Source organism: Haloferula helveola, from assembly GCF_037076345.1.
GTDB classification, from domain to species: Bacteria; Verrucomicrobiota; Verrucomicrobiia; order Verrucomicrobiales; family Akkermansiaceae; genus Haloferula; species Haloferula helveola.
Genome location: NZ_AP024702.1, coordinates 4,792,717 through 4,817,624 on the forward strand (window position 1 = coordinate 4,792,717; position 24,908 = coordinate 4,817,624).

General features: G+C 62.7%; 21 protein-coding genes. 8 read left to right on the top strand and 13 right to left on the bottom strand.

Features of this window, described 5'->3' with window-relative positions:
* Positions 1 to 25 precede the first annotated feature (25 nt).
* From HAHE_RS18125 to HAHE_RS18135, 3 genes are read left to right on the top strand one after another with little or no spacing between them, the layout of a single operon-like run.
* Positions 26 to 1,843, top strand: a complete 1,818-nt coding sequence (locus HAHE_RS18125; protein WP_338686424.1) for a sulfurtransferase — start codon at positions 26 to 28, stop codon at positions 1,841 to 1,843.
* Positions 1,844 to 1,874: 31 nt separating this feature from the next.
* Positions 1,875 to 2,519: a hypothetical protein gene (locus HAHE_RS18130; protein ID WP_338686425.1), complete on the top strand. Its 645-nt coding sequence runs from the start codon at positions 1,875 to 1,877 to the stop codon at positions 2,517 to 2,519.
* Positions 2,520 to 2,555: 36 nt separating this feature from the next.
* Complete coding sequence (locus HAHE_RS18135; protein WP_338690830.1) at positions 2,556 to 3,569, top strand: zinc-binding alcohol dehydrogenase family protein; 1,014 nt, start codon at positions 2,556 to 2,558, stop codon at positions 3,567 to 3,569.
* 10 nt (positions 3,570 to 3,579) lie between these two features.
* On the opposite strand, the gene HAHE_RS18140 is transcribed toward HAHE_RS18135, so the two are convergent.
* Positions 3,580 to 4,044 (bottom strand): hypothetical protein, encoded by a 465-nt coding sequence (locus tag HAHE_RS18140; protein ID WP_338686426.1) that lies wholly within the window; start codon positions 4,042 to 4,044, stop codon positions 3,580 to 3,582.
* A 54-nt stretch (positions 4,045 to 4,098) separates the two neighbouring features.
* Between HAHE_RS18140 and HAHE_RS18145 the strand changes: the two genes are divergently transcribed.
* Entirely contained in the window at positions 4,099 to 4,449 is a 351-nt protein-coding gene (locus HAHE_RS18145; RefSeq protein ID WP_338686428.1) for an arsenate reductase family protein, read from the top strand.
* On the opposite strand, the gene HAHE_RS18150 is transcribed toward HAHE_RS18145, so the two are convergent.
* The gene (locus HAHE_RS18150) at positions 4,450 to 6,891 is read right to left on the bottom strand and encodes a PPC domain-containing protein (protein ID WP_338686429.1); all 2,442 of its coding nucleotides are present in this window, start codon (positions 6,889 to 6,891) and stop codon (positions 4,450 to 4,452) included.
* A gap of 19 nt (positions 6,892 to 6,910) precedes the next feature.
* Positions 6,911 to 8,233, bottom strand: a complete 1,323-nt coding sequence (locus HAHE_RS18155) for a DUF1501 domain-containing protein (protein ID WP_338686431.1) — start codon at positions 8,231 to 8,233, stop codon at positions 6,911 to 6,913.
* A gap of 133 nt (positions 8,234 to 8,366) precedes the next feature.
* Here HAHE_RS18155 and HAHE_RS18160 point away from each other — a divergent pair, with 133 nt between their 5' ends.
* The 3 genes from HAHE_RS18160 to HAHE_RS18170 are packed head-to-tail and all read left to right on the top strand — an operon-like array spanning position 8,367 to position 12,521.
* The gene (locus HAHE_RS18160; RefSeq protein ID WP_338686432.1) at positions 8,367 to 10,895 is read left to right on the top strand and encodes a protein kinase domain-containing protein; all 2,529 of its coding nucleotides are present in this window, start codon (positions 8,367 to 8,369) and stop codon (positions 10,893 to 10,895) included.
* Positions 10,896 to 10,901: 6 nt separating this feature from the next.
* The gene (locus tag HAHE_RS18165) at positions 10,902 to 11,804 is read left to right on the top strand and encodes a phytoene/squalene synthase family protein (protein WP_338686434.1); all 903 of its coding nucleotides are present in this window, start codon (positions 10,902 to 10,904) and stop codon (positions 11,802 to 11,804) included.
* 60 nt (positions 11,805 to 11,864) lie between these two features.
* Positions 11,865 to 12,521 (top strand): metal-dependent transcriptional regulator, encoded by a 657-nt coding sequence (locus tag HAHE_RS18170; protein ID WP_338686436.1) that lies wholly within the window; start codon positions 11,865 to 11,867, stop codon positions 12,519 to 12,521.
* Positions 12,522 to 12,607: 86 nt separating this feature from the next.
* Here HAHE_RS18170 and HAHE_RS18175 read toward each other — a convergent pair whose 3' ends face one another.
* Positions 12,608 to 12,937, bottom strand: a complete 330-nt coding sequence (locus HAHE_RS18175; RefSeq protein ID WP_338686437.1) for an HU family DNA-binding protein — start codon at positions 12,935 to 12,937, stop codon at positions 12,608 to 12,610.
* 169 nt (positions 12,938 to 13,106) lie between these two features.
* The gene (locus HAHE_RS18180; protein WP_338686438.1) at positions 13,107 to 15,092 is read right to left on the bottom strand and encodes an ABC-F family ATP-binding cassette domain-containing protein; all 1,986 of its coding nucleotides are present in this window, start codon (positions 15,090 to 15,092) and stop codon (positions 13,107 to 13,109) included.
* Positions 15,093 to 15,192: 100 nt separating this feature from the next.
* Between HAHE_RS18180 and HAHE_RS18185 the strand changes: the two genes are divergently transcribed.
* Entirely contained in the window at positions 15,193 to 16,473 is a 1,281-nt protein-coding gene (locus tag HAHE_RS18185) for a hypothetical protein (protein ID WP_338686439.1), read from the top strand.
* An 89-nt stretch (positions 16,474 to 16,562) separates the two neighbouring features.
* Here the strand turns inward: HAHE_RS18185 and HAHE_RS18190 are convergent, their stop codons facing one another.
* From HAHE_RS18190 to HAHE_RS18225, 8 genes are all read right to left on the bottom strand, one after another.
* Positions 16,563 to 17,615 carry a hypothetical protein gene (locus tag HAHE_RS18190; protein ID WP_338686440.1) on the bottom strand — a complete coding sequence of 351 codons (1,053 nt, stop codon included), beginning with the start codon at positions 17,613 to 17,615 and terminating at the stop codon, positions 16,563 to 16,565.
* Positions 17,616 to 17,618: 3 nt separating this feature from the next.
* Positions 17,619 to 18,125 carry a hypothetical protein gene (locus HAHE_RS18195; RefSeq protein WP_338686442.1) on the bottom strand — a complete coding sequence of 169 codons (507 nt, stop codon included), beginning with the start codon at positions 18,123 to 18,125 and terminating at the stop codon, positions 17,619 to 17,621.
* Between the two features lie 20 nt (positions 18,126 to 18,145).
* On the bottom strand, positions 18,146 to 18,856 hold the full coding sequence (locus tag HAHE_RS18200; protein WP_338686443.1) for a hypothetical protein: 711 nt from the start codon (positions 18,854 to 18,856) through the stop codon (positions 18,146 to 18,148).
* 260 nt (positions 18,857 to 19,116) lie between these two features.
* A complete protein-coding gene (locus tag HAHE_RS18205; protein WP_338686445.1) occupies positions 19,117 to 19,617 on the bottom strand; it encodes a peptidylprolyl isomerase in 501 nt (166 codons plus the stop codon).
* A gap of 47 nt (positions 19,618 to 19,664) precedes the next feature.
* Positions 19,665 to 21,059 (bottom strand): hypothetical protein, encoded by a 1,395-nt coding sequence (locus HAHE_RS18210; protein WP_338686446.1) that lies wholly within the window; start codon positions 21,057 to 21,059, stop codon positions 19,665 to 19,667.
* Positions 21,056 to 22,390 (bottom strand): hypothetical protein, encoded by a 1,335-nt coding sequence (locus HAHE_RS18215; protein WP_338686448.1) that lies wholly within the window; start codon positions 22,388 to 22,390, stop codon positions 21,056 to 21,058. The genes HAHE_RS18210 and HAHE_RS18215 overlap by 4 nt, the downstream gene beginning before the upstream one ends.
* Entirely contained in the window at positions 22,387 to 23,910 is a 1,524-nt protein-coding gene (locus HAHE_RS18220) for a hypothetical protein (protein WP_338686450.1), read from the bottom strand. Before HAHE_RS18220 ends, HAHE_RS18215 begins: the two co-directional genes overlap by 4 nt.
* A complete protein-coding gene (locus HAHE_RS18225) occupies positions 23,907 to 24,905 on the bottom strand; it encodes a prenyltransferase/squalene oxidase repeat-containing protein (RefSeq protein ID WP_338686451.1) in 999 nt (332 codons plus the stop codon). Before HAHE_RS18225 ends, HAHE_RS18220 begins: the two co-directional genes overlap by 4 nt.
* Positions 24,906 to 24,908: the final 3 nt, after the last annotated feature.

The following is a 24,908-nucleotide window of genomic DNA, read 5'->3' on the forward strand; positions in this document are numbered from 1 at the left end:
CCGGGGATCACCACAGTTTCTTCGCGTGTCGCGTGTGACGAACATCTCCGCCTACCATTTTACGCCGATGGCGGATCTCAAGGGGCTGCGGACCCGCCTGCTGGATTTCTGTAAGAACCACGGACTGAAAGGCACCATCCTGCTCGCACCCGAGGGCATCAACCTGTTCGTCGCAGGTGAGCACCTGGCCATCGAGGAATTGGTGTTCGAACTCCGCAAGATGCCGGGGATGGGTGACTTGCAGCCCAAATACAGCGAAAGCGACGAGCAGCCGTTCTCACGAATGCTGGTTCGCCTCAAGAAGGAGATCATCGCCTTCGGCGTCGAGGGGATCGACCCTGCCGCCCACACTTCGCCGCGAATCGCGCCCAAGGAGTTGAAGCAGTGGCTCGATGAGGGGCGTCCGGTCGTGCTCTACGACACGCGCAACGACTACGAGATCAAGCTCGGCACATTCAAAGGCGCGCTGCCGGCCGGTATCCGCCACTTCCGCGACTTTCCCGAGGCGGTCAGCCGCTTGCCGGACAAACTCAAGGACACGCCGGTCGTGACTTTCTGTACTGGCGGGATCCGCTGCGAGAAGGCGGCTCCGTTCATGGAGCGGATGGGTTTCAAGCAGGTTTACCAACTCGACGGCGGCATCCTGAAGTACTTCGAAGAGGTCGGTGGCGACCACTACGACGGTGAATGCTTTGTCTTCGACCACCGGGTCGGGCTCGACCCGGGGCTGCGCGAATCGGGTTCGGTGGTCTGCTTCGCCTGCCAGACGCCTCTGACCGAAGAGGAAGCCGAGGACCCCCGTTACGTGGCGGGCGAGTCGTGCCCTTACTGCTACCGGAGCGACGAAGCCCGCAGCTTGGCGGCGATTGGCGGCAGGCAGGTGGTGCTCGACGAGCTGGCGCGAAGCCTTCCCGGCAGCACTCCATACGACAACCGGAAGCCGATCCGGATTCCCGGGTCACGCGACGGGCTTACGCTGCTCGACGCCCTTGACGCGATGTTTCCTTACTTCGGACGGGACGCTTGGAAAGAGCGGATCGATTCCGGAATGATTCTCGGTCCGGACGATGAGGTCGCGTCGGAGGGCGATCGCGTGCGTGCGGGTGAGGAATACGTCCGGGTGCTGCCGCAAATGGTCGAACCGGACGTCAATGGCGAGGTCCGGATTCTCGCCCAGGACGAGGCGCTTGTGGTGATCGACAAGCCGGCTCCTCTACCGGTGCATCCCTGCGGCAGGTTCAATAGAAACACCCTGGAGTATTTCCTGCGCCACGCGTGGGCGCCGGAGATTCCGCGTCCGGCGCATCGGCTCGATGCCAACACCACCGGAGTTGTGGTTTGCACCCGGACCCGGCACTTCGCTCGGATCGTCCAGCCACAGTTCGCGCGGGGTGAGGTCGGGAAGTCGTATTTGGCGAAGGTGCATGGACACCCGCTTGAGGATGAATTCGAGATCGACGCTCCGATTGGCGATGCTCCGGCCAAGCTTGGCGCGCGGGAAATCGATGAGGAGGAAGGCGTCGAGGCACTCACCCGTGTGGCGGTCGTCGACCGGTGCGAGGACGGCACCAGCCTGCTCAAGATCACTCCGCTGACGGGCCGCACCAACCAGATCCGCATCCATCTGTGGCAGACTGGCCACCCGATCGTCGGTGATCCGGTGTATTTGCGCGACATGCTGCGCGGCGACCGGCAGACGCTTTCCACCGAAGATCCGCCGATGTGCCTGCACGCTTGGAGGATTTCGCTGAGCCACCCGATCTCAGGAAAGCGGATGACCTACGAGGCTCCGGTGCCCGAGTGGTTCGATGAGCGCGTGCTGCAGTCCGCCGGTGCGGATTGACTTGCGGGCCGGTCTTTGACGGCATGGCGGCATGCAAAGAATCATTCTGAGTGCCTTGGTGGTCCTCTGGCCGTTGTCGGTCGCCCATGGGCGCGAGTTCACCGGCAAGAACGGCAAGAAGATCGAAGCCGAAATCATTTCGAAGACACCCGACACCGTGGAGCTCAAACTCGATACCGGCAAGACGGTCACGGTTCCACTAACGTCGCTGTCGGAGGCGGATCAGCTCTACATCCGTGTTTGGGAATCACCCGAGGACAAGGCAGCGAGGTTGAAGGCCGTCGAACTGGCCGAGGTGCTCAAGGCCAAGGGGTTCATCGACTGCCCGATTGAGAAGGTCGAGCAAGGCACCGTGGTGACGCTGGATGTCGACGGCAAGACGATCAAGATGCTGATCGATCATCGCAACGAGCAACCCCTGATCCAGAAGGCGGCGATCGAGCGCCTCGGGCTCAAGATGGAGAAAGTCGAAGGGGGTGGGAACGTTCTTGGCACCTTCACGCCAGCGAAGTTGGGCAATGGCTCGTCGAGCCGTCCGGGGATGGAGTTCTATGTGGTGAACATCGACAGCCTGCCCGAAGGGATCGACGGAATGATTGGCGGGCAGGTGTTCGTCGACACCGAAGTGTGGGTAGATTTCGCGAGGAAAGTCCTCTGGATGAAGGGCGGTTCCTGATGGATGAATCCTGAAAGACCGATGACAGAGCGTATGATGAAAGCCGTTGCCTACCGGACCCCCGGAGCGATCGACCGGGATGACGCCTTGCAGGATGTCGAATTGGAAGTGCCGGTACCCGGCGAACGCGACCTGTTGGTCAGGGTGCGTGCGGTTTCGGTGAATCCGGTGGATACCAAGCAGCGCAAGGGCGTCGAACCTCCGGATGGAGATTGGCGGGTGCTCGGATTCGATGCCTGTGGCGTGGTGGAAAAGATCGGAGCAGGGGTTGAGGGCTTCCGTGTCGGTGACGAGGTCTACTACGCCGGGTGTATCGACCGCCCAGGGTCCAACAGCGAGTTCCAGTGTGTCGACGAGAGAATTGTCGGCCGCAAGCCGTCGAGCCTCAGCGATGCCGAGGCCGCAGCGTTGCCGCTCACATCCATCACTGCTTGGGAAATGCTGTTCGACCGTTTGGAAGTCCGGCGACCGACCCCGCAGGGCGGAAGACTGATTCTGATCATCGGCGGAGCGGGGGGTGTCGGTTCGATCACGATCCAGCTATTGCGTGCATTGACCGACCTTACCGTCATCGCCACGGCGTCGCGTCCGGAGACCCGCGAATGGGTGCTTGAGTGCGGAGCGCACCACGTGATCGATCACAGCAAGCCCCTCGCTCCGCAGGTGGCGGAGCTGGGACTCGGGGCCCCGGGTTTCGTTTTCTCCACCACCCAGACCGATCGCCACATGGCCGATGTCATCGAGTTGATCGCGCCTCAGGGACGATTCGGGCTCATCGATGATCCGCCCGAGCTGAATGTGATGCCGCTCAAGCGGAAGTCGGTTTCGCTCCGCTGGGAGTTGATGTTCACCCGCCCTCTTTTCGGAACTCCGGACGTCGGGGAGCAGGGGGGCTTGCTCAACGAGGTCGCCGGGCTTGTCGAGGCGGGGAGGGTGAAGACCACACTGACCGAAGTTGCCGGCCGAATCGATGCCGCGACGTTGCGCGAGGCTCATGCACGGATCGAGAGCGGCACGGCGAGAGGCAAGATCGTGCTCGAAGGATTCTGAGGCTTCCGGCTCAGGCGATCTCGGTAACGAGGTGGCCGCTGTCGTCGAGCGTGTCGCCGAGATGGCGGTCGCAGAGCTCTTGATAGAGCCGGCTTGAAGGGCTGAGGAGGGTGATTTCCCGTCCCTGATCCTCGACCACGTGCCCACCACCCGCGGGGAGAAGCAGGAACCACTCGGTTTCGCCATCAAGGTCGGTTTCTACCAGTGCGCCCGGTCCCACCGCGTCCTCAATCCCGAAGTCGGGAGCCTCGAACTGGTCGAGGCGATCCAAGGCGTCCGACATGGCCTCGACCTGTCGCGCCTGCCCGGAGGCGAGATAGGATGCCTCGAGACTGCGGGTGTCGTACTTGCTCTCCGCCTTGCTGCCCGGGTCGGTGGCCGCGGCATGGGCCTCGCTGGCCGCCGCTCGCAGCCGGTCGAGTTGCTGTCGGAGGTCCTTGCGGATGCGCTGGAGGAGGATCGCTTTCTGGCTCATCGGACGGGGTCGTCAGCCTTGCGTGGAATCGCTTCCCGCGCAAGATCGGGGCGGATGAAAGTATATGCCTACAAGAGCTGCGACAGTTGTCGCAAGGCGGTGCGATGGCTGAAGGACAAGGGCATCGGATTCGAGGAGATTCCTATCCGGGAGACTCCGCCAACTCGGACCGAACTGAAGACGATGCTCAAGGCCTACGGTGGTGACCTCCGCCGGTTGTTCAACACCGCAGGCGGCGACTACCGCTCGCTTGGACTCAAGGACCGGATCGCCACCATGACCGAGGACGAGGCGTTCTCGTTGCTCGAAGGGAACGGCAATCTGGTGAAGCGTCCGTTCGCGGTCGGAAAAGGCGTCGCGCTTGTGGGCTTCCGGCCCGATGATTGGGAGAAGGCGCTCGCCTGATCACTCGGCATTGGCCTGCTTCCGCAGCTGCTCGAGCCGTGACAAGGGCTTCTCGACTTTCGGAGCTTCGGTCACGGGTTTGGGAGCTTCCTTTTTCGGCTCGTCTTTCTTCTCAGGTGCGGCGGGTCGGGGCTTGTCGATCCGCAGGGTTCCGCCTTGCGCGCATTGGTGAAGCACCTCGCCGCCACCATCGGGAATCCGGATGCGGAGGAAAAGGCCACTGTGTTTGCCGACCGCCGCGTCGGGCGCCACGGTCACCGGGAAAGTGAGCGACTCCACGCCTTTCTGGAATTCAAGAGGTGCGGTGGACGTGCCGTGAGGCAGTCCGACGAGCTCCGCCGTGGCGGTGCCCTCGAATTCCCGGGATTGCTCCAGTTTGCAGACGACGGCCGTGTCGCGTCCCTGCTCCGTTGCTCCGAGGTCAATGCTGGCGGTCAGCCACGGTTCAGCCACACGCAAGACAACGAACTCGCTCGAGACGATCACCGGGCCCTTCGGGGTTTCGGCCTCGCCGAGGATGCAGATCTTCCATTCGCCGGCGGGGGCCTCGGGGGTGGCGTTGATCTCGTAGGTGGCTTCCGACTTGTCGCCCTCCATGGCGACCGTGTCCTGGGCGCCGATGCCCGGAGGTTTCCAGAGCATCCTCAGAGTGATCTTCTGATTGAAACCCTCGCCGCGGTCGGCGCGGACCTTCAGCCGGATCGTTCCTCGGGGGACGATCGGCGCGGGCGGGGTCTCGACCCGGATGTGGAACGGTGCCTCCTCGATCACGGCGACAGCGACCTGTTCCGAGTCCGAACTGTGGTAGGCACCTTGATTGTTGATGTCGATGTGGTGGATCTGCTCGTTCAACGGCCCGGACACCTGGGGAATCTTTTCGCCGGTCGCGTGGATCCGGAACTGATGGTAACCGCCTTCGACCGGAGCATCGGCGGCGGCGCGGAACAGAAGCGGGAAGTTGTTCAGCGAGCGGGGGACCGGCGGTACCTCCATCGTCACGCCGGCAGGTAGTGAGAGAGCCTCGAAGCGGACATCGCAGCCGAGGTTCTTGCGAGTGATGTTGACCGGTGTCGCGTAGAGATTGCCGCGCGGGACACAGATCATCTTCCGCGCCTGCGTGTTGTTTCGTTCGGCAGTCGGGAAGCTCGCGGATATGGCCGGCGTGCGCTTGTTGATCTCGACCCGGTAAACGAAGTCCGGTCCCGAGCGCATCAGCTTGTCCCGGACATTCAGCAAATACTCACCGTCCGCAGGGCACTTCCACGGGAGAATCGAGTCGAGTCCACCCTGGTCGTCATTGTTGGCGAGGCCCTTGCCGGAAGCGTCGCGGAGGATGAGGACGGAGTCGATCGGTGAGCGGAGTTCCCGACCGATCACCCGGATCTCGAGATTCTCGTCCTTCTTGGCGGTGAATCGGAACCAATCGACATCCGACTTCTTCGACAGGATGCCATGAATCGCGCAGGGCGCGGCGGGCGCGGTGTTGGCTTCCTTGCTGCCGTCATTCGGCTCCTGCTCCTCGATGCTCTCGAGGTTCGAGATTCCGATCCAGTTCGGCGAGGTCGAGCGCTTTCCTTCGGTCTCCGCATAGATGGGGAAATGTCCCGCCGCATCGGGCGGAATCGTGACGGAGCGCTTCGTCTCCATGCCGGTTTTGCCGTCGATGAACCGGAACTCACGGGTCTCTCCCGGCTTCGCGGCCGGAGGGAAAACGGCGGACGGCCGTGGGAAGTCGCCGATGTGGACCCGGTAGCGCGAGCCGTCGGTTCCTTCGTACGCCGCTTCTCGTACTACGACCCGATAGTCGCCGTCCTCGGGCACCACGACCGACACGAAAGCGTCCGTCCTGAGCAGCGCGGCATCATCACAGGATGCGAGTTCGAATACTTTCGGATCGAGCACCGCCACGTAGACGTCGAAGAACGCCGTGCCGAGCCTCATCGCTTCGGCCTCGACCGAGATCCGCTGCCCCTTCTTCAAGGAAACCTTGTACCAATCCTCGTCCTCGGTCTTGGCGACCCCCTCGACGGTCGAATTGATGGCCACGGTCTGCGGGGAGTCGAAGTCGTCGTTCGGTTCCGCCTCGCCCACCGTTGGATACGGGCCCACCCAGAAACTGCGGAGGTATGAAACGCCGCCGGTCGTCCGGAGCCGCATCAGATGTTCGCCGAGCCGCGCATCCGGGGCGATGCGCAGACGTGCGAAGAGCGGCTTTTCCTTGTCACCCTCTCCAAGTTCGAAACCGAGGCATTCGATCCCCGGCGACTGGAAAAGAAGTTCCTGCGGCTGGTCGAGACGTTTGCCGTGAAGGCGGACCTTCACTTCGGTCCCGATCTGCCCTCCGCGGGGCGTGATGATGCTGAGTTCCGGAGTGAACGAACCGAAGGCGGCGGAGACGCCGAGCATTGCGGTGGCGAGTCCGTGGAGCAGGCGTCGGATCATCGGGAGAATGGCCGGCGGGTCAGGCGAGGATGGATTCCAGCACCTTTCCGCCATCGACGATTTCGATCGGGCGGTTGCCGGGAGCCATGAGTTCCTTGTCGGCGGTGATGCCGATCTGCTTGTAGAGCGTGGTCGCGAGGTCGGCGACGGTGACGCCGTCGGTATCGACTTCGCCGCCGAGCGCGTCCGACGAACCGTGGACGTAGCCGCGCTTCACGCCTCCACCCGCAAGCATGACCGAGAACACCCGCGGCCAGTGGTCGCGACCTCCGGTGGGGTTGATCTTGGGGGTGCGGCCGAACTCGGAGGTCACCACGACCAGCGTTTCGTCGAGCATGCCGCGCTCATCGAGGTCGGTGATCAGTGCGGAGACCGCCTGGTCGACCGGCGGCAGGTTCTGCTCGATGCCGTTCTTGATGTTGTTGTGGTGGTCCCAGCCGCCTGCCGTGAGCGAAACGAAGCGGGTGCCGGCTTCGATGAGCCGTCGTGCGAGGAGCATCCTCTGGCCGGCTTGGGTGTTGCCGTAGCGCTCCTTCATCTTGGCGTCCTCGGCCTCAAGATTGAATGCCTCGCGGGCCTTTTCGGACGAGATCAGCTTGTAGGCGTGCTGGTAGAAGGCGTCCATCGAGTCGAGGGCGTCTGACTTCTCCAACTCGCGGAAGTGGGAGTCGACCGTCTCAAGCAACGACTTGCGGCGGGCGAAGCGTTCCTCACTGACATCGCCCGGGAGGTTGAGGTCGCGGACCTGGAAGTTCTTCTGGGCCGGATCGGAACCGAGCGCGAACGGGCCGTAGGCGGAGGACAGGTAGCCGGAGTTGGCGAACTCGTTCGGGACGTTCGGTACACAGACGTAGGGAGGCAGGTTGTTCTTGGATCCCAGTTCGTGGGAAATCACCGAGCCGATCGAGGGATACTCCAGCGCCGGGGACGGGCGGTAGCCGGTGAACATGTTGTGGGTGCCACGTTCGTGGGCGGCCTCACCGTGCGACATCGACCGGATGACGGTCATCTTGTCGGCCAGTTTCGCGAGTCGCGGGATCTTCTGGCCGAACTGGATTCCCGGCAGGGAAGTATCGATCGCGCCGAACGGACCGCGGTACTCGGCGGGCGCAAACGGTTTCGGGTCGAAGGACTCCTGATGGGCCATGCCGCCCGGCAGGAAGATGTGAATGATGCCTTTGGCGGGGCCTTCGACCGTCTCGTAGAACTTCTGCGCGCCCCGGGCCTGCTGTTTGAGGAATCCCGGGAGCGTCATTCCGAGGCCTCCGAGAAGACCGACGTAGAAGAACTCGCGGCGGGAGCTGTAGCGTTCGAGGGGATTGCCAGGGCAGCTTGGTTTCATGAGCGTAAGAATTCGGGCTTCAAGCGGTTACGAGGTCTTTCAGGGTAGCATTTCACGTTCCTCAACGAATTTTTGTGGATGGGAAGGCGGATTGCGGGGTTGGCTCACGCCACAAGCTGACTAGAATTCCCCCATGGATGCGCCGCACCTCGACGCCTTCGGCGACCGTGAATTGCTCGACTCGGGCTCGAGCGGCGCGGTTTTCCGTGCGGTGAAATCCGACGGAACGGTGACGGCCGTGAAGCTGCTGGACGGCATGGCGATCAACCGGACGCTCCTTGAGAAGGCCTGCGAGCGCCTCGAGCGGGGAGGATGGCCGGAAGGAGTTCTGCCGGTACTCGAAGCCGATTTTCAGGCGCGGCCGGCGGCGAGAGTGACCGCGTGCCTTGCGGATCCGGCGGACGATGGTCACTGGCGGCCGCGCAGTCTGCAGCACCGGATCAACGCATTCCCCGGCGAGTCGTCGTGGGAGGTGGTTCTCGGAGTGCTCGAGGCTCTCGCGGCTCTTCACGGCCGGCAGGTAGCCCACGGAAACCTGAAGCCGGGCAATGTGTTTTTTGATGATGAGGGCCGCGTTACCTTGGTCGACTGGGCCTTGGGAAACATGCCGGGGATTGTGAACCATGATTTTTCCGACGCCTGTCTTTACCAACCGCCCGAACAACTGCGGGACCCTGCGGGGTATCTGGAGGAAGAAGGATACCGCTGGGACGTGTATGCCTTTGGAACGCTCGCGTTCCGTCTCCTGACGGGCGCTTTCCCGCGCTGCGATACGACCTTCCAGCAGGTCGCTCCGGCCGAGGGGGAAATCACTCGCGAAGGGATCGCTGCGGATCTGCCACGGATTGCGAAGTCGCTCGAAGGGCAGGGCAAGGTCGACTGGCCGGACGCGCCCGCCAACGAACTCGAGCGTCGTTACCGCGAGATCATCGAGCAGTGTCTGGCGCTGGATCCGGTCGATCGTCCGGCCAATGCCATGGAGGTCCGCCGCATGATGCGCGAGCAGGAGGTCGCGATCGACGAAGAGCAGAAGCGCGATGCGGTTCTCGACCAGCGTCGCCGAGCCCAGCGTGCCGCGTGGCGTTCGACGCTCCTCGCCGGTGGACTCGCCGCGGCCTTGGTGGCGATGATTTTCGTCTGGCAACTGGTCAAGAGCCAACTCGCGAAGGAGTCGGCCGGTCGGGTGTCGGATGTGGAGTCGTTGGAGGAACAGCTCGCCGTGGCCGAGCGGCAGCGCGATGCGTCCGCCGAGGCCGAAGAAGAAGCACGCCAGACCTTGCAGTCGGAAAGGACGACCTGGCTGGCCCGGATCGAGGAGTCGCGCTCGATCGGCGACCGGCTCTTTGCATGGGCGATGGAAAAGGGGCACCGCCAGCTTCCGCCACTCGACGGGCGACAGCTCCGGCTCAGTCGTCTGGAGGACTACTTCATCCGATTCATGGATCGCACCGCCGATGTCGGAGAGCTCTCCGACGAGCGTGCGCGGGCCCGACTTCAACTTGCTGAAATCTCGCTCGCCAAAGGAGAGCCTGATGAGGCGGCAATGCGCTTCGAGGAGGCGATGGCTTCAGCCGAGGACCTCGATCCGGAGCCCGGACTCGAGCTGCGGCTGGCGACCGACCGGCTGATCCTCGCGTTGCTTCTGCAGGATCGGAACGACCCCAAGGCCGATGGGGCATTCGCCGAGGCGAGAGCTGCCCTCGAAGCGGTGCCCCAGGCCGACGTCGATGCCGACCGGGTGACCTACCTTCTCGCGACGCTCGACGTTCATGAATCGAGCGAACTCGCCGCATCCGGCGAGGAAGGCCGGGCATTGGAAATGTTGCACCGGGCGACCCAGAGTCTGAACGCATTGGCTGACTCGCGGCCGGACGCTGCGATTCTGCGCTCGGAGCTGGTCGCCTGCTATCTGTCTTCGGCGACGATTCTCGATGGCATGGGGGAAATGGGCGATGCCCGGACGCTGCGGAAAATGGCCTCGGAGAAGTTGCTGGAGCTGATCGAGCAAAAGCCGGGAGATCTCAGCCTCCGACTCGAACTGGCCGGGTGCTACGGCTCGATCGCGGAGTCCTCGCTACTGGCCGGTGACGTTTCGAATGCGGAAGCGATGTCCAAGGGAGCGGTGAAGCTGCTGCTCGATATCCTGCCCCAGCGTCCGGACAGCGCGATCGCGCGATCGCGTCTCGCCGCCCAGCGTGGGCTGATGGCAGGTATTCTCCGTGACCGGGGTGAGAGCGAGGAGGCGATGGAGCTCTACGACGAAGGTCTGCGGCTTCTCGAAGGTCTGGCAATCGGGGATAACTCGGATCCGGTGGCACGTTACCGGTACGCACTGCTGACTTGGGAACGCGGGAGGATGCTCGGCTTCTCAGGGAAGCGGGATGCCGAAATCGAGGCGGAGGAGAAGGCGGTGCAGATGCTCGAGAACCTACTGGATACCCCGTACGGAATCGCACGCGGGGAGCAGATCCGAAGGTCGCTCGGCTACCTTCTCGGTGACCTCGGTCATGCGGCCCAGTTGGCCGGAAATGGCGATTTGTCCTCCAGCTCCTTCACCCGGGCGGTGAAGGTCTGGGAGCAACTCAGCCGGGAACGTCCGGCTTCCGACGAGTATGAGGAGGCACTGGCGTGGAACCGTCAGCGTCTCGATGCCGTTCAATAGGCGGCGATGAGCAAGGGTGGCGATGTCGGGGTGCTGCGCGATGTTTCGCGCTCGTTCTATCTTTCTCTCCGGGTTCTTCCGGCTCCGATGCGCGCACCCGTGTCGGTGGCCTATCTGTTGGCTCGCTCGAGTGATACTCTGGCTGATACCGCGGAGGCTGCGGCGGAGGCGCGGTTGGCGTGGCTTGATGGGTTCGTCGCCGAGGTCAAAGGGGAGGGATCCGATTGGCGCTCAGGAATCCGCGGCTTTGTCGAAACCCAGACCCATCCCGGAGAGAAGGCGTTGATGTCGCGCCTCGACGATGTTTTCGCAGCATACGCGTCGCTTGCTCCGGCGGAGCGGCATCTTGTCCGGGGAGTCTTCGAGATTATCACTTCCGGTCAGCGACTGGACGTCGAACGATTCGAAGTCGGCTCCGGCAGGCTTACCAAAGAAGCCGAACTCGAAGACTACTGTCACCGGGTCGCGGGTTGTGTCGGGGTATTCTGGACGCGGATCGGATTCGAAACCCTCGGCAACCGATTCTCGAAATCGGCCCCGGAAGAGCTTGGGGAAATCGGTGAGCGATTCGGGCGCGGTTTGCAGCTCGTGAATATCCTTCGCGATCTCCCGAAGGATCTTCGGAATGGCCGATGCTACCTCCCGGTGGAGGATCCGACCGATCGGACGACGGTGCTTGCCGAAGCCGCCCGCTGGCGCGCCGTCGCTCGTGAGAGGATGCGGGATGGACTGGATTACGCACGGTCGATGGCAGGGCGTCGGCTGACGATGTCGGTGGCACTGCCCGCGTTGATCGGGGTGAGGACGCTCGATCTGCTGGATGCTGCGGACTGGGAGACGCTCGAGCGTGGGGTCAAAGTCAGCCGGGCGGAAATTCGCAGATGTCTCTGGAGGGCGGCGTGGATCTGAGCTCATTTCGAGACGGATCACCACTCGACTTTGATTCCTCAAAGTCTAAGGTCTGCGGCGATGCCCAGCAGCACGGTCGAGAACTATCTCAAGGCGATCTTCGGATTGGCGGACGACGCCGGAGACGACAGCGGTCTGGTGCCGATCGGGGCGATTGCCAAGTCGCTCGGGCTGACGCCGGGAACCGTCACGACCATGATGAAGCAACTCGAGCGCGACGGCTTCGTCGACTACCTGCCCCGCCGGGGAGTGACGCTGACCGACCCGGGGAGGACGACCGCGTTGCAGGTTCTCCGGAGGCACCGGTTGATCGAACTGTTCCTCGTCGAGGTCATGCATCTCGATTGGGCGCACGTCCATGAAGAGGCCGAGGTGTTGGAGCACGCGCTGTCCGACCGGATGGTGGAGCGGATCGATGAAATGCTGGGTCACCCGGAATATGACCCCCACGGCGATCCGATCCCGAGCGCGGATGGCGTGGTGGGGGAAGACCGGTCGCGATCGCTCGCGGATTGCGAGGCCGGCGACTACCGGCTCGTTCGGGTTGCCCGCGACGAACCGGATTTCCTGAGCTGGCTTCAGCAGAGCGGACTGCGCCCGGGCGCCGGAATCCGCTTGCGGGGTCGCGACCGGCTCGCCGGGATCGTCGAGATCGAGGTCGATGGCGACGAGGCCAAGGTCAGCGAGTCGGTGGCCGCCGCCCTGAGGGTCGAGTAGCACCCGCCGTCTCCCGTACAAAAGCAGGCGGCCCCCGGAAATCCGGAGGCCGCCGATGGTAAGATGATGGGTGGACGGATGTCCGATCAGCCAGCCATGTCCTTGAGCTTCTTGAGCGGGCGGACCTTGACCACGGTGGTGGCGGGCTTGGCCTTGAACATGACCTCTTCCTTGGTGAAGGGGTTGATGCCCTTGCGTGCCTTCACGGCAGGCTTGCGGACGGTGGTGATCTTCATCAGGCCCGGCAGGACGAATTCGCCGGCTCCATTCTTCTTGATGTGGCCCTCGATGACACCGGTCAGGCTGTCCAGAACTGCGGACACTTCCTTGCGGCTCAGCTCAGTCTCCGAAGAGATGTGTTCGAGGATTTGAGTCTTCGAGTAGCGCTCCTTGATGGTTGATGGTTTCTTTGCCATGCCGAGGATTTCGCGGAACCGGTGACGAATGTCAAGACGGTCGAATGACTTTAGAAAATAAGGGGTAAAACGAGATTTTTCCGGATCGGCGGCGAGGTGCCGAGATGTCGATTTCGGGAGGCGTCGGGAAGCGTGTCCGAGTCCGTTTCGGAGGTGCCGTGAGGGTCGTCTAGGAGCTGGCTTCGAGTGTCGATCGGACCTTCTCGATTTCGTCCGAGAGCTCGCCCCACCGGGTATAGGCCTTGTCGAGTTTCTCGGTGATCTGTTGGACCGCATTGGCGGTCTCGCGGAGCTTGTCGGGGTCGGCCGCGACCGACTCCGAAGAGAGGGCTGCGGTCAGTGTCGCCTGTGCGCCCTCCAACTCCGAGATCTTGCTTTCCAAGGTCTCGAGTTCGGATTCGAGAGGTTTCAGGAGCCGCGAACGCTTTTGCCGGAGCTCGGCTTCGAGACGCTTCTGCTCCTTGCGGTTGACGCCGCTTGGTGAGGCGGGGGCAGAAGTTTTCGCGGAGGACGGGGCGATGGATCCCTTCGGGGAGTCCTCGGTTTCCGACGCCGTCTTCTCAAGGTAGTAGGTGATGTTTCCCGTGAACAGGCGCGGTTGCTCGCCGGGGCGGAACTCGAGTGTCTTGGTGACAAGAGGATCGAGGAAGGACCGGTTGTGGGATACGATGAGCACCGTACCTTCATAATCGAGCAGGGCGTTCTGAAGGACTTCCTGGCTCTGCACGTCGAGGTGGTTGGTCGGCTCGTCGAGAATCAGGAAGTTCGCCGGCTGCACGAGCATGCGCACGAGTGCCACCCGGGATCGCTCGCCGCCCGAGAGAACACCCACTCGTTTGAAGACATCGTCGCCGCGGAACAGGAAGCACCCGAGAATATTCCTGCACTGGCCGGCGGCTTCGCGTGTGGCGGTTTCCTCGACCGTTTCCAGGACCGTCTTGTCGGGGTCGAGTTCGTCGGCGTGGTTCTGCGAGAAGAAGGAAACGGTGACCTTCTGACCGAAGGCGTGGGTGCCCGCGGTCGGAGGTTCCTGCGCCGTGATCAGGCGGCAGAAGGTCGACTTGCCCGCGCCGTTGGGTCCGACCACCGCGTATTTCTCTCCGCGGTTGATCTCGAAATCGAAGCCGCTGAAGACATCGAGCGCGCCGTAGGACTTGGTCACCGCTTCGAGTTTCGCGACCGTGTGCCCGGACTGGGGAGGCTGGGGGAAGCGGAAGTTCATGACCGCGTCGTCCTGCTCCGGCGGCGGAATCAGTTCGACCTTCTCGAGTTGTTTGATGCGCGACTGGACGAGCGACGCCTTGTTGGCGGAGGCGCGGAAGCGATCGATGAAGCGCTTGGTTTCGGCGATCTCTTTCTGCTGGGCCTCGTAGCGGCGTTTGTGGACTTCCTTCCGGTGGACCGACTCCCTGAGGTAATAAGAGTAGTTTCCGGAATACTCTTCGGCCCGGCCGTGGTGGAAGGCGATGGTCCGGGTGCACAGGGCGTCGAGGAGCGCGAGATCGTGCGAGATGATGAGAATGGCCCCGGGATAGGAGTGGAGATACTGCTCGACCCAGCGTTGGGAATCGATGTCGAGGTGGTTGGTCGGTTCGTCGAGGAGCAGCGCGTCCGGTTCCTGCAGGAACAGCTTGGCCATCGCGATCCGCATCTGCCAGCCGCCGGAGAACTCGCCGCAGTCGCGCTCGAAGTCCGATCGTTGGAATCCGAGACCTTGGAGCACCGACTCGACCTTCGGCTTCATCCGTGCCGGGTCGGCGGCCTCGAGCTGGAGTTCCATCTCCCCGATCTCCTCGAGCATCTCCGCATAGGGGGATGAACGCGGATCGAGTTTGGTGAGTTCGGCCGAGAGTCGGTCCACCTTTCTCTGGAGTTCCAGGGTTTCGCCGAAGGCGGAGAGGGTTTCCTGCCAAAGCGACCGTCCGTGGATGTGGATTCCCTCCTGCGGGAGGTAGCCGATCCGGAACCGCTTCGGAGTGATGACCCCTCCGCCGCTCGGTTCGATCGTTCCGGCGACGCACTTCATCAGCGTCGACTTTCCGGCGCCATTGTGGCCGGCGAATGCGATCCGTTCCTTCGGTTGGACCGCGAAGGAGAGCTCGCTGAAAAGGACGCGTGCGCCGTATTCGACGCGGAGATTCTGGATGGAGAGCATCGGCGGGCGCGGAGGATGTACCGCTTTGACCGAACGTCCAATGTAGAAGCAGGCGTGCGCGGACGGTTGCCGGATCATCGGGAAAAATCGGAGAATATGCGTGGAATCCGCCCGTTTCGGTCCGTTGAATCCCGGCGTGAGGATGTTCCTTCCATGGCTCTGCGGGGCCGGTCTGGCGGCTGGTCAGCAGGTCGATCTGTGGGACCTGCCCCCGATGCGCTATTCGGAGACCGAGCCGACCGACGCGGTTGCCGCTCTAGCCCGTGGATTGGAGCGGGGTGAGATCCAAGCCGAAGGGGCCACGGGGTTGGAGAAGCTGCGGTTTGTTCTCAAGGTGCTCAATGTCCCTGAGAGTTCGCAGACGCTCGTGTTCTCGAAGACCAGCAAGCAGATCTCGCGGATTCATCCGGGGAATCCGAGAGCGCTCTATTTCTCCGAGGAGGCCTACGTCGGGTATGTTCCCGGCGGGGCGATTGAGGTCATCGCGCAGGACCCGGTGCTCGGCCCCGTGTTTTACCTCGTCGAGGCGGGCGGTCCTACGGGACTGGTATTCGATCGTGACACCAGCGATTGCTTTTCGTGCCACGGCACCACCCGGACCGAGAACGTTCCGGGTATGCTGATCCGCTCTGTTTTTCCCGACCGCGACGGCCGTCCATTGCTCAGTCTGGGTTCGGTCACCGTCACCCATGAAACACCGATCGAGGAACGTTGGGGCGGCTACTATGTCACCGGTAGCAGCGATCATCCACACTTCGGAAACTCGTTTTTCGAGGAAGGCGGTCCGACCGAGCCTTCCTCGGAGGATGTCGATGACCTGTCCGAACGAATCGACGTCGCGAAGTATCCGAGAGGGACCAGTGACATTGTCGCGCTCGCCGTGCTCGAACATCAGGTCAATCTGCACAACCTGATGACCGCGGCAAGGGTTCGGTACGGCCGTGCCCGTTACCTTTCGCAGGCGATTGATCCGTCATCGAATCCCGACGAGGGCCAGGCCGGGAGGATTGCCGATACGATGGCGTCCAAGATCGTTGATGCCCTTCTGTTCCGGAACGAAGCGGATCTCGGGGACGGAATCGAGGGGGATGACGCCTTCCAAAGGGACTATGGCGCGCGGTTTCCCCGCACCGAGTCGGGTGAGTCCCTGGCCGACTTCAAACTCTACCGGCGTCTCTTCAAGAACCGTTGCTCGTGCATGATCTACTCGCAGGCATTCCGCGGAATGCCTGCGACGGTCAGCGAAAGGACCTTGGCACGCTTGCGTGGAGCACTCTCGGACGGCGACGACTCGATCGCTCCGCACCTTTCCGGATCCGAGAAACAAAGAATCCGGGAGATCCTCGATGAGACCTTCCCGGATTGGAAAGAAAAGGGGTGAAGGCCGGTCAGCCGGATCGGGCGGGGGCTGTGCATTCGGATTGCCCGAAGCCGGCCAACCGGACCTTCACATTGGGGGGAGTGTTGAAATCAGCGGGCAGTGCCTGTGGGAATCCGGCCGGAGCCGGTTTCGATGTCGCCCATCAGCGCATTGACGGCAAGCTCGCGATTGACGGTGAACTGGACGAACGACAGGCGTTCGGTTCCGAAAGGGGTGATGGTTACGAGTTCGAGCGTGTAAGTGCCATCCTTCTGGACCGCATCGCCCCAGTCGCGGATGACAAGGGTGCGGTCGAGGCTGGTGTCCTGGTCGATCACCAGGGCGCTGCCCTCGATGACCGTTCCCTCGGTGCCAAGAGCCGGGGAACCCTCATAGACCTGGAGGTAGGTGGTGCTCGAAGGGTAGAGGTCCTTGAGGACAAGACTCAGGTTCGGAGCCTTCATCCGGACGACGTCTCCATTGGAGATGCCTTGGATCGCTCCATCGGCTACGGGCCAGATCTGGACGAAGTTGGAGGCAAGCTGCGTCTGCGGGATGCTGCCGTCGGCAAGCGCGTGGATCACGAAGTGTTCCTCACCAAGCGCCTTGGTCGGATCGGTCGCGGGCAGGCTCGAGGCCGCGAAGTTCAGCGTGGTGGTGCCGTTGGTGGAAACGAACCCGCTGCTGGCCGGGGTGCCGCCGGTCGCGACGCGCGGGTCGACGGTTGTTTGGGCTCCGATGTAGGGGGCGAGGTGGTGTTCGACCAGCACGCGAGTTGCGGCGTCCGGCACGCCGGGGCCGGAGAGTAGACCATCAACGTCGAAGTGGACGGTGAACGGCTGGTCGGCCCGGGTGCGGTGGAGCTTCGGATACGGGTCACCGGTTTCGATCCGGATTGCACCGGAGGGAAGGTAGGTGCCCACGACCTTCTGGTCGAGCAGGTAGTCGGTGGCGGTGTCCTGTCGGATGGTCCAGAGCTGGAACAGGGCGCCTCCCTCCTCGAGGGTGAGAGCTGAGGGAGCGTTGCCGATCGGGTTGACGGGCATGTCCCACACCACTCCGGTATCGATTTGGTTCTGGCGGACGAAGTTGATCCATCCGTCAGCCCGGCAGTCGAGCGATGCGAGACCGATCAGGGTGACAATCAGAGTGGTGGCTTTCATGGTTCAGCGGGTGCTTGCGGTTGCGGTGGAGGGGGTCGGTGCGGCGACCGAGATCGGACCGCCGAGATGAACGGCGACGATGACCTTGTCCTGCTTCGACCAGTGGGCGGTGCGCTTCTCATCGAGAGCTTGTACACCTTCGGCTTGGCGGATGCTTACCTCTTCCGAGGTGATCCAGGCGTGGTTCAGGGTGAGGAAATCCTTCCACGGAAGGAGATTGCCGATCGGCTTGGTGCCGACGCGGGCGGAGTGATCGGCAGGGAGGTGAAGGACAGCCCCCTTCGGAACGAGGGTCCAGTTGAGCCCGTCGCTGAGGATGATCGATTGGTTGATCAGGCTCTGCTCGGCCGGGCGGACCACCTTGATCTCCTCGCCGGTATTCTGCTCAAGCTGGCTGAGCGGCGACGGCGACTGGCGGCGGTTGTTGAGTTCCGCGCTCGAGACCCGGTCACTCATCGGAGCGGCTGCGGCGCAGAGCGGAAGGAGGGCGAGAAGGGAGAGTGTTTTCATCGTTCCGGGGGGCTTGGATTTCATTCGAAGGTGAGGAGGACAACGAGGTCCTGCATGTCGAAATACTTCGATCCCATCTTGGCCGTGGAGGCTTCCCACAGCACGATCAGGTCGCGCTCGCCGATCGAGATCTTGTCGCCCGCAATGTAGGGAGCGAGGAATCCTTCGATGGTGTCCTGGTTGTAGGCCGGCGTGTAGTCGGGGGCGGTGTCGCCATCCTTCAGGACGGTCACGTAGGGATCCGCGACACGGGTGTGGTGGAACGGGAGCCAGCCGCGGCCGTCCCATCCACGGGCGCCGAAGTCGACGTAGTCACCCGCCTTGAGTTGCTCGTCGACGAGAACCAGACCCGGGATGACCTGGGTGCCGATGCCGTAGAAGAAGCGCGACCACGAGCTGCCGTTCTTGGCCCAGTAGCCGTCGAGCGGAAGAAGCTTGTTGCCCGACTGGAAGGCGACTCCAAGCACACGGACCTTCATGCGGACGTCGCGCTTCGGAGTGATGGTGCCGTTCGGGTCGACGTCGACGATGTCGGTGACTCCGGTCGGATACGTGATCTCCCAGTCAAGTTGGGAGTGAACGCCAACGCGAACCATGTCGCGATCGACGGTGAGCGTGCCACGGGGCACGTCTTCGGTTGCTTGGGCGGTGGTGATCCCGAAAGCGGCGAATGCAATCGCCAGACTTCCGAGGGTCGACCGTCCGCCGCGGGGGGAGCGGGTGGGGGTCATGTTGTTGGGGGGTTAGGGGATGAGGTCAGTGGGTGCTGACCACGGCCCGAAAAGACACCCGAATCCGCGGATTTTCAAGTGCTCCTGATATTCTTACGCGATCGTGGAGGACGGAAAGTCGCCTAAAAATGGCGTAAAATATCTTTTATAGGGTGTATAGAAAGCAAAAACAGTCACCGGAGTGACTGTTTTAAAATGAGAAGTCTGAAGACTTCATTTATTAGCTTTTCTTAAACGATCTGCAAAAGCAGCTCTGGCCGTTACCGATCCAGGATCGAATTCCAGTGCTCCACGTGGTCTTTCTGTCCTTCCAGGAGCGGGGCAATGTCGTCGTGGATGGTGATCGACTTGATGGCGTCGCCTTGGGCGATCGAGTTCACCACATCCTGGCCTTCGGTCACTTCTCCGAACACGGCGTGATTGCCATCGAGGTGCGGGGTCGGCAGGTGGGTGATGAAGAACTGCGAGCCGTTGGTGTTGGGGCCGGCGTTGGCCATGGAGAAGATCCCGGGCTTGCTGTGTTTGAGGGTAGGATCGATCTCATCGGCGAACTTGTAGCCCGGGCCGCCGCGTCCGGTTCCGGTCGGGTCGCCGCCCTGGATCATGAAGTTCTGGATGACCCGGTGGAACTTCACCCCGTCGTAATAGCCCCGCTTGGCGAGGTTGAGGAAGTTCGCGCAGGTGACGGGCACCTTGGAGGCGAAGAGGGTCCCGTTGATGTCCCCCTTGTCGGTGTGAATCGTGATCTTGATGTCAGCCATGCCGGAAGGCTCGCGGAGCCTTCCGGAGGATTCAAACCGAATCGGGGCTATTCGCCGGCCTTCGGGTATCCGCGGGGATACAGGTTGAACTCGAGCCTGGAGAAGGCATCGAGCTCAAAGGCCGCCTCGCCGAAGGTTTGCGAGGTTCCGACCAGCGCGCCGTCCTTGAGGCCGGTGAGCTGGAAAGTGATCCGCCCGCCATCGACAAACCATGCCCTGACGTCGCCATTGCGCCGGATCGGCTCCCAGCAAAGTTCCGGATCAGCGGCCTCCTCGGCGGTTCGGAGCGGGAAGCTGCGAAGCCGGGATACCGGGATATCGAATTCCTTGAAGGAAGTGTCGAGGCGGACCTTGCCATCCTTGATCCCGGCGATCGTTCCCTCGATCCGGTCGCCGTTGCGCAGCACGATGTCCGGATTCTCCTCCTCGGGCTTCGGATCCTCGTCCTCGGGTTCCTCCTCGATGTTGAGGAAGCCGGCCGGCGCTTCGCGCCACTCGCCTTCGATCGTTCCGTCCCAAGAGGTGATCCGGATGCGGGAAATTCGCGTGTCGTTCGAGCGGTCCGCCGAGAAGTGGATGAAGCCGCCCATCTTGTCGGGAATCGGGGCCGGTTCGCGCCAGTCCGCGACGATCCGGCCGTCGAGGATGAAGCGCACCCGGCCGTTCACCAGGTCGTGGAGGATCTCGACGCGTGCCTTTTCCCTCTCTTGGAACTCGCGGACCCCGCCGGTGGTGCCGATCGTCATCGACTCCGTGCGGTTGTTGCGCGTCACGCGCTTGCGCATGTAGGCATACTGGCTCTGGCAGACGAGTTCGAAGCCGTTCTGCATCTCGTCCGGATCATCACTGTCGGCGTGGGTGTAGAGGCGGAAGCGCGCCCCTTCTTTCCACGCGATGTCGAACGCAATCTTGATCTTGTCGTGCCGGCCGATGTCGCGACCGATGCTCGATCCCATTTCGCAGATGAGCGCCCCGGCATCGTAGGTCCAGCCGCCATCGTCCGACTGCACCCAGCCGTCCATGCCCGTCGGGCCGACGTAGAAGAGTTCCGGGCGATCCTCGATGTCGAGTTTGGCGACCATGTCGCGGCGGAATGTCAGCTCGCCGGCAAAGCTGGTGAGGATCACGATTTCCTTCTCGGTCAGGTTGAGGAGGCTGCCCCGCACCTCGTCACCATTGGTGAGGGTGGCAACGGCGACATGATTTCCCTCGGGTAATTCGAGTTCGTTCGAGGGCGGTAGGGAAATGTCGGTGACCCGTTCAAGGCTGAAGGCCTGGGTGCCGAAAATCGCGTTGGATTTCCAGAGGACCGATTCCCCGTCGATGCCCCCCAGCATCCCTTGGAAGTGGTCTCCGTTGTCGAAACGGATGACCATTTTCTCGTCGGCGATCGAAGGCGTGACCAGCGCGGCGAGCAGCAGGAACAGGGAAAGGGTCTTCATGGCTCGTCGGCTTCGGGTTCGTCGGTTTCCTCCTCGGTTTCAGGTTCCTCGCGCCGGTCGAGGGATTCCACCGCTTCGCGGCTGACCGCGATTTCACCCAGCAGCGGGTGGATCAGGTTCATCGTGTCACCGTCGAAACGGCAACCCGAGGCGCTCAGGGTCCCGGATGCGTTCAATCCGAAAACGAGAGGGGACGAAGGCGGCTCGTCACCACCTTTGGCGAAGAAGAGGGTGGAAACCCGGTCGGCCGGGATTTCGAGCGGCTGTGGGAAGTGGGGGCTCTTGAACAGGAAGATGCCCCGGGAGTCCTTCTCGGCAGCGCGCAGGAGTTTGCCGCTGAAACGCTGGCCATCGTGGTCGATGACGGCGTCGACGTCCTTCTCGCCTCGCTCTTCGCTCTTGTGGCGGTCGCCGGCGGAGTCCCACTCGCGGAAGTCGATCTGGGACACGCTCAGGTGATCATCGCCACTGCCGGATGAGAGAAAGGCGACGCACCGCCCCTGAGGTACATCGTCGAGGCGGTCGGGGAAGCGGCCTTCGAGTTCGCCGTTCAGGTAGAGCAGGATCATCTTCGATGCACGGTCGATCCGGAGGTCGACGGTGACCTTGTCGTCGGGAAATGCCTCCGGTGCGCGATTCACCATGCCGAGGGTGTGGTAGGTCGTCTTGCCCGAGCTCTGGCGCTTCAGCTCGAAACCGGCGCTGGCGAACTGGAGGTAGTAGCGGTCGTGTTTGCCGCCACCCGCCGAGGTGTCTTCGGAACAGAAGTAGACTTTGAAGTTCGGTCGGCGGGTCCACTCGAGAAGAAAACTCAGTGCGAAGGAGTCCGGGAGTTCGCCGTAGTCCCGACCGATGGATCCGCGGCCGGAAGCAATGAGTTTGCCGTCGTCGATCCGCCAGTCGTCCGAAGCGCTCCAGTCATCGAGTTTGCCGACGCCCGAGTAGATCAGTCGCCGCGGCCGGATTCCGAGCTGCACGTGCGAAACGAACTTGCGATCAATCTCGAGCAGTCCGGCGAACGGCGTCGATACCGTGAGCCGTTTGTCGTCGACTCCGGTCAGGTCGCAGGGAATCACATCCCCGTTGGTCAGCGTGACCTTGGCGTCATGATCACCGGGTTTTGAAGAGGCGCTGGCGAAGGCGACCTTCCGCACACTCTCGGCTCGGATCCGGACAGGGTCCTTGGCGACAGCGGCACGCATGCTCAGCACGCCATCGGTACCCATCGAGAGGACTTCGCCGGTGAGAGTGCCGCCGTCGGTCACGGTGAGTTGGTCGGCGAAGGCAACACCGGCGAGTGCCAGAGTCAGAATCGGCAGGACGCGTCTCATAGGTCTTCGTCCCAGTAGTTCAGGAAACGGTTGCCCGATTGAAACTCGAGGATCACGGCGCTGTCGAGGTCGACCGCGAGCTCCCCGATCAGTGGTGACCGGAGCTTCATGCTGCCGCCGGCGGTGACTCCGGGAATCCCGCTGAGCCGGCCGAGCGGCTGGAAGTGGACGCGAATCTCTCGATCGGCGCTCTCCTCGGTCTCCCGCAGTGCGGACCGTGCGAAGTGGACCTCGGCGATCTCCTCCATCGGGATCGTGAGTTCCGCATACTGGCCCTCGAGAGTGAGCGAGCCGTCGCGGATCGAGCGGACTTTGCCGGAGAAGCGGTCGGTGCCGTTGGTCAGGAGGACGACATCGAAGTCATCGCTCTCAAGGCTGCGGGCGGAGTCGGGCATCCCGTTCCACTCGGCGACGATTACGTCGGAGATGCGCACCGGGGAGTCGTCATCGAGGATTTGGAATCCGATGCCGCCACCTGCCGGAATCGAGTTGTTGTCCGGATTGTCGGGATCGACCGGGTCGAGTTGCCATTGCAGCGAGTACTCGCCATTCACGAAAAGGGACACGGTGCCCTTCGTGCGGTCCGTGCGCAGTTCGAAATCGGCTTCGCCGGAGTCATCGACGCGCACTGTGGTCGACGATGAGCGGACCTGATCGTTGAAGGCTTCGCCATCGGCGTCGTAGCCGCAGCGGTAGAGCTGGGCGTAGCTGCTCCGCAGCGTCAGGACGAGGGCGTTGCCGAAGCTATCGACGAAGCTGCTCGACGAGTGACGGACTACCTGCCGGTTGCCCTTCACATCGACGTCCTCCTCGACCTTCGGCTCCTTGAAGTCGGCGTGGAAAGCAATCGAGATCGGAGGCCGGCTGCGCCATTCGAGGTGGAAACGGAAGACCGAACGGTCCGGGAGTGACGGGTCGAGAAGGAGGGCGTTGCTGCCGCTGGTGTGGTACCACTTCGATCCGACATGGCGCCAACCGGGATCCTTTTTCTCGGCGGCCGGCTTCTCGGGCTTCTCCTCCGGCTTTTCGGCATCGTCCTCTTTCGCCTCCTCGTCGGGCTTTTCCTCGTCCTCTTCGAGACCGGTGATCTTCCACTCGTCGGCTTGGAAAGGTCCGGCATAGAGCAGCTTTCCACCGAATGGATTGGGAGCGAGGCTCTTGATCGCATCGCGCGGAACGACCATCGAGCCGGCCACTTCCGTGTCCAGCGTGATGGTTTCGTCATCCAGCGAGACGACTTTGGCCGGAAGGCGGTCGCCATTCAGCAGCAAAAGATGGGAAGTGTCCTTGCCCGGCTTGAGGCTGCTGCCTCCCCGAAGCACGATCTGGCGGACCTTGTCGGTCCTGAATTCCATCGGAGCGATGCCATCGTCCCGGTCCCAGCGGAGAACGCCGTCCCGGTTGATTCCACCGAACCGTCCCTCCAACTCGCCGTTGGTCAGGCGCAGCAGGTCGGCTGGGGCATCATCGGCGGCGACGGTGCCAATCAGGGCGGCAATCAGGGGCAGATGGCGGATCATTTCTCGTAGATGGGCAGATAGCGGTAGTTGAGGGCCAGCGAAAGGAGGGCGCCGGCGGTGTTGAATGACTCGCCCTTGTTGCCGGGCCATGAGCCGTCAGGGCGTTGCAGTGTTGAAAGGTAGCGCAGATTCTTGGAATTCCACTCGTTCCATGCCGCTTCGTCAGCGTGGAAGAGGGCCTGCGACATGTAATACTCGAAGTAATACGGGTAGTGACGGTCGCGGTAGTTCAGGTTGTCCCGCAGATACCCGAGGCTGTTGGTGAATCCTTTGCCTTCCTTTTCCTTCGCAAGCGCCAGGCAGGTCACGCCGATCGCGGTGAGGGTCGGCTTGCCGCCGCCCGCCGAGGTGTAGCCGTAGGCTCCGTCGCCACCTCGGCAGCGGGCCATGTAGGCCAAGCCCTTCTTGATCGCTTCGTCCGGCACCGGCACCCCGGCATTCCGGGCTCCGAGCAGCGCCACCAGTTGGCAACCCGAGACGGTGGTGTCGGCGTCGCGGCTCTCCGGCGTGTAGCGCCAGCCTCCGGACGCGTTGCGGCTTTGGGCGTTGAGGATGAGCTCGACGGCTTTCTTCAGCGCCGGGGCGATCTTCGGATCATCGACCGCACCGTAGGCTTCGGCGAGGGCAAGGGTCGCGAAGCCGTGATTGTACATCGAGGAGCCGATGTAGCCGTTGCTCTCGCGCTGGCGGGAGAGGATGAACTCCACCGCCTTCTTGATGTTCTTCGCGTAAGGTCCGTAGTTCGGATCCTCGCCGTGGGCCAGGAAGGCGATGGTGCAGAGTCCAACCACTCCGGGCTCGCTGCCCATCTGGTCATTCCACGAACCTTCGTCGTTCTGGCTCTTGGCCAAATAGGAGAGGCCGCGTTCGTAGAGGGTTTCGAGCTGGGCGGGGATCGGGTCGTCGGGTCGGCGACGCAGGTCCTGCGCCGTCGCGGGCACGACGAAACCAGCGACGAGAATCGCCGCTGCCGGGAGGCGGAACGAAAGACGCATCAG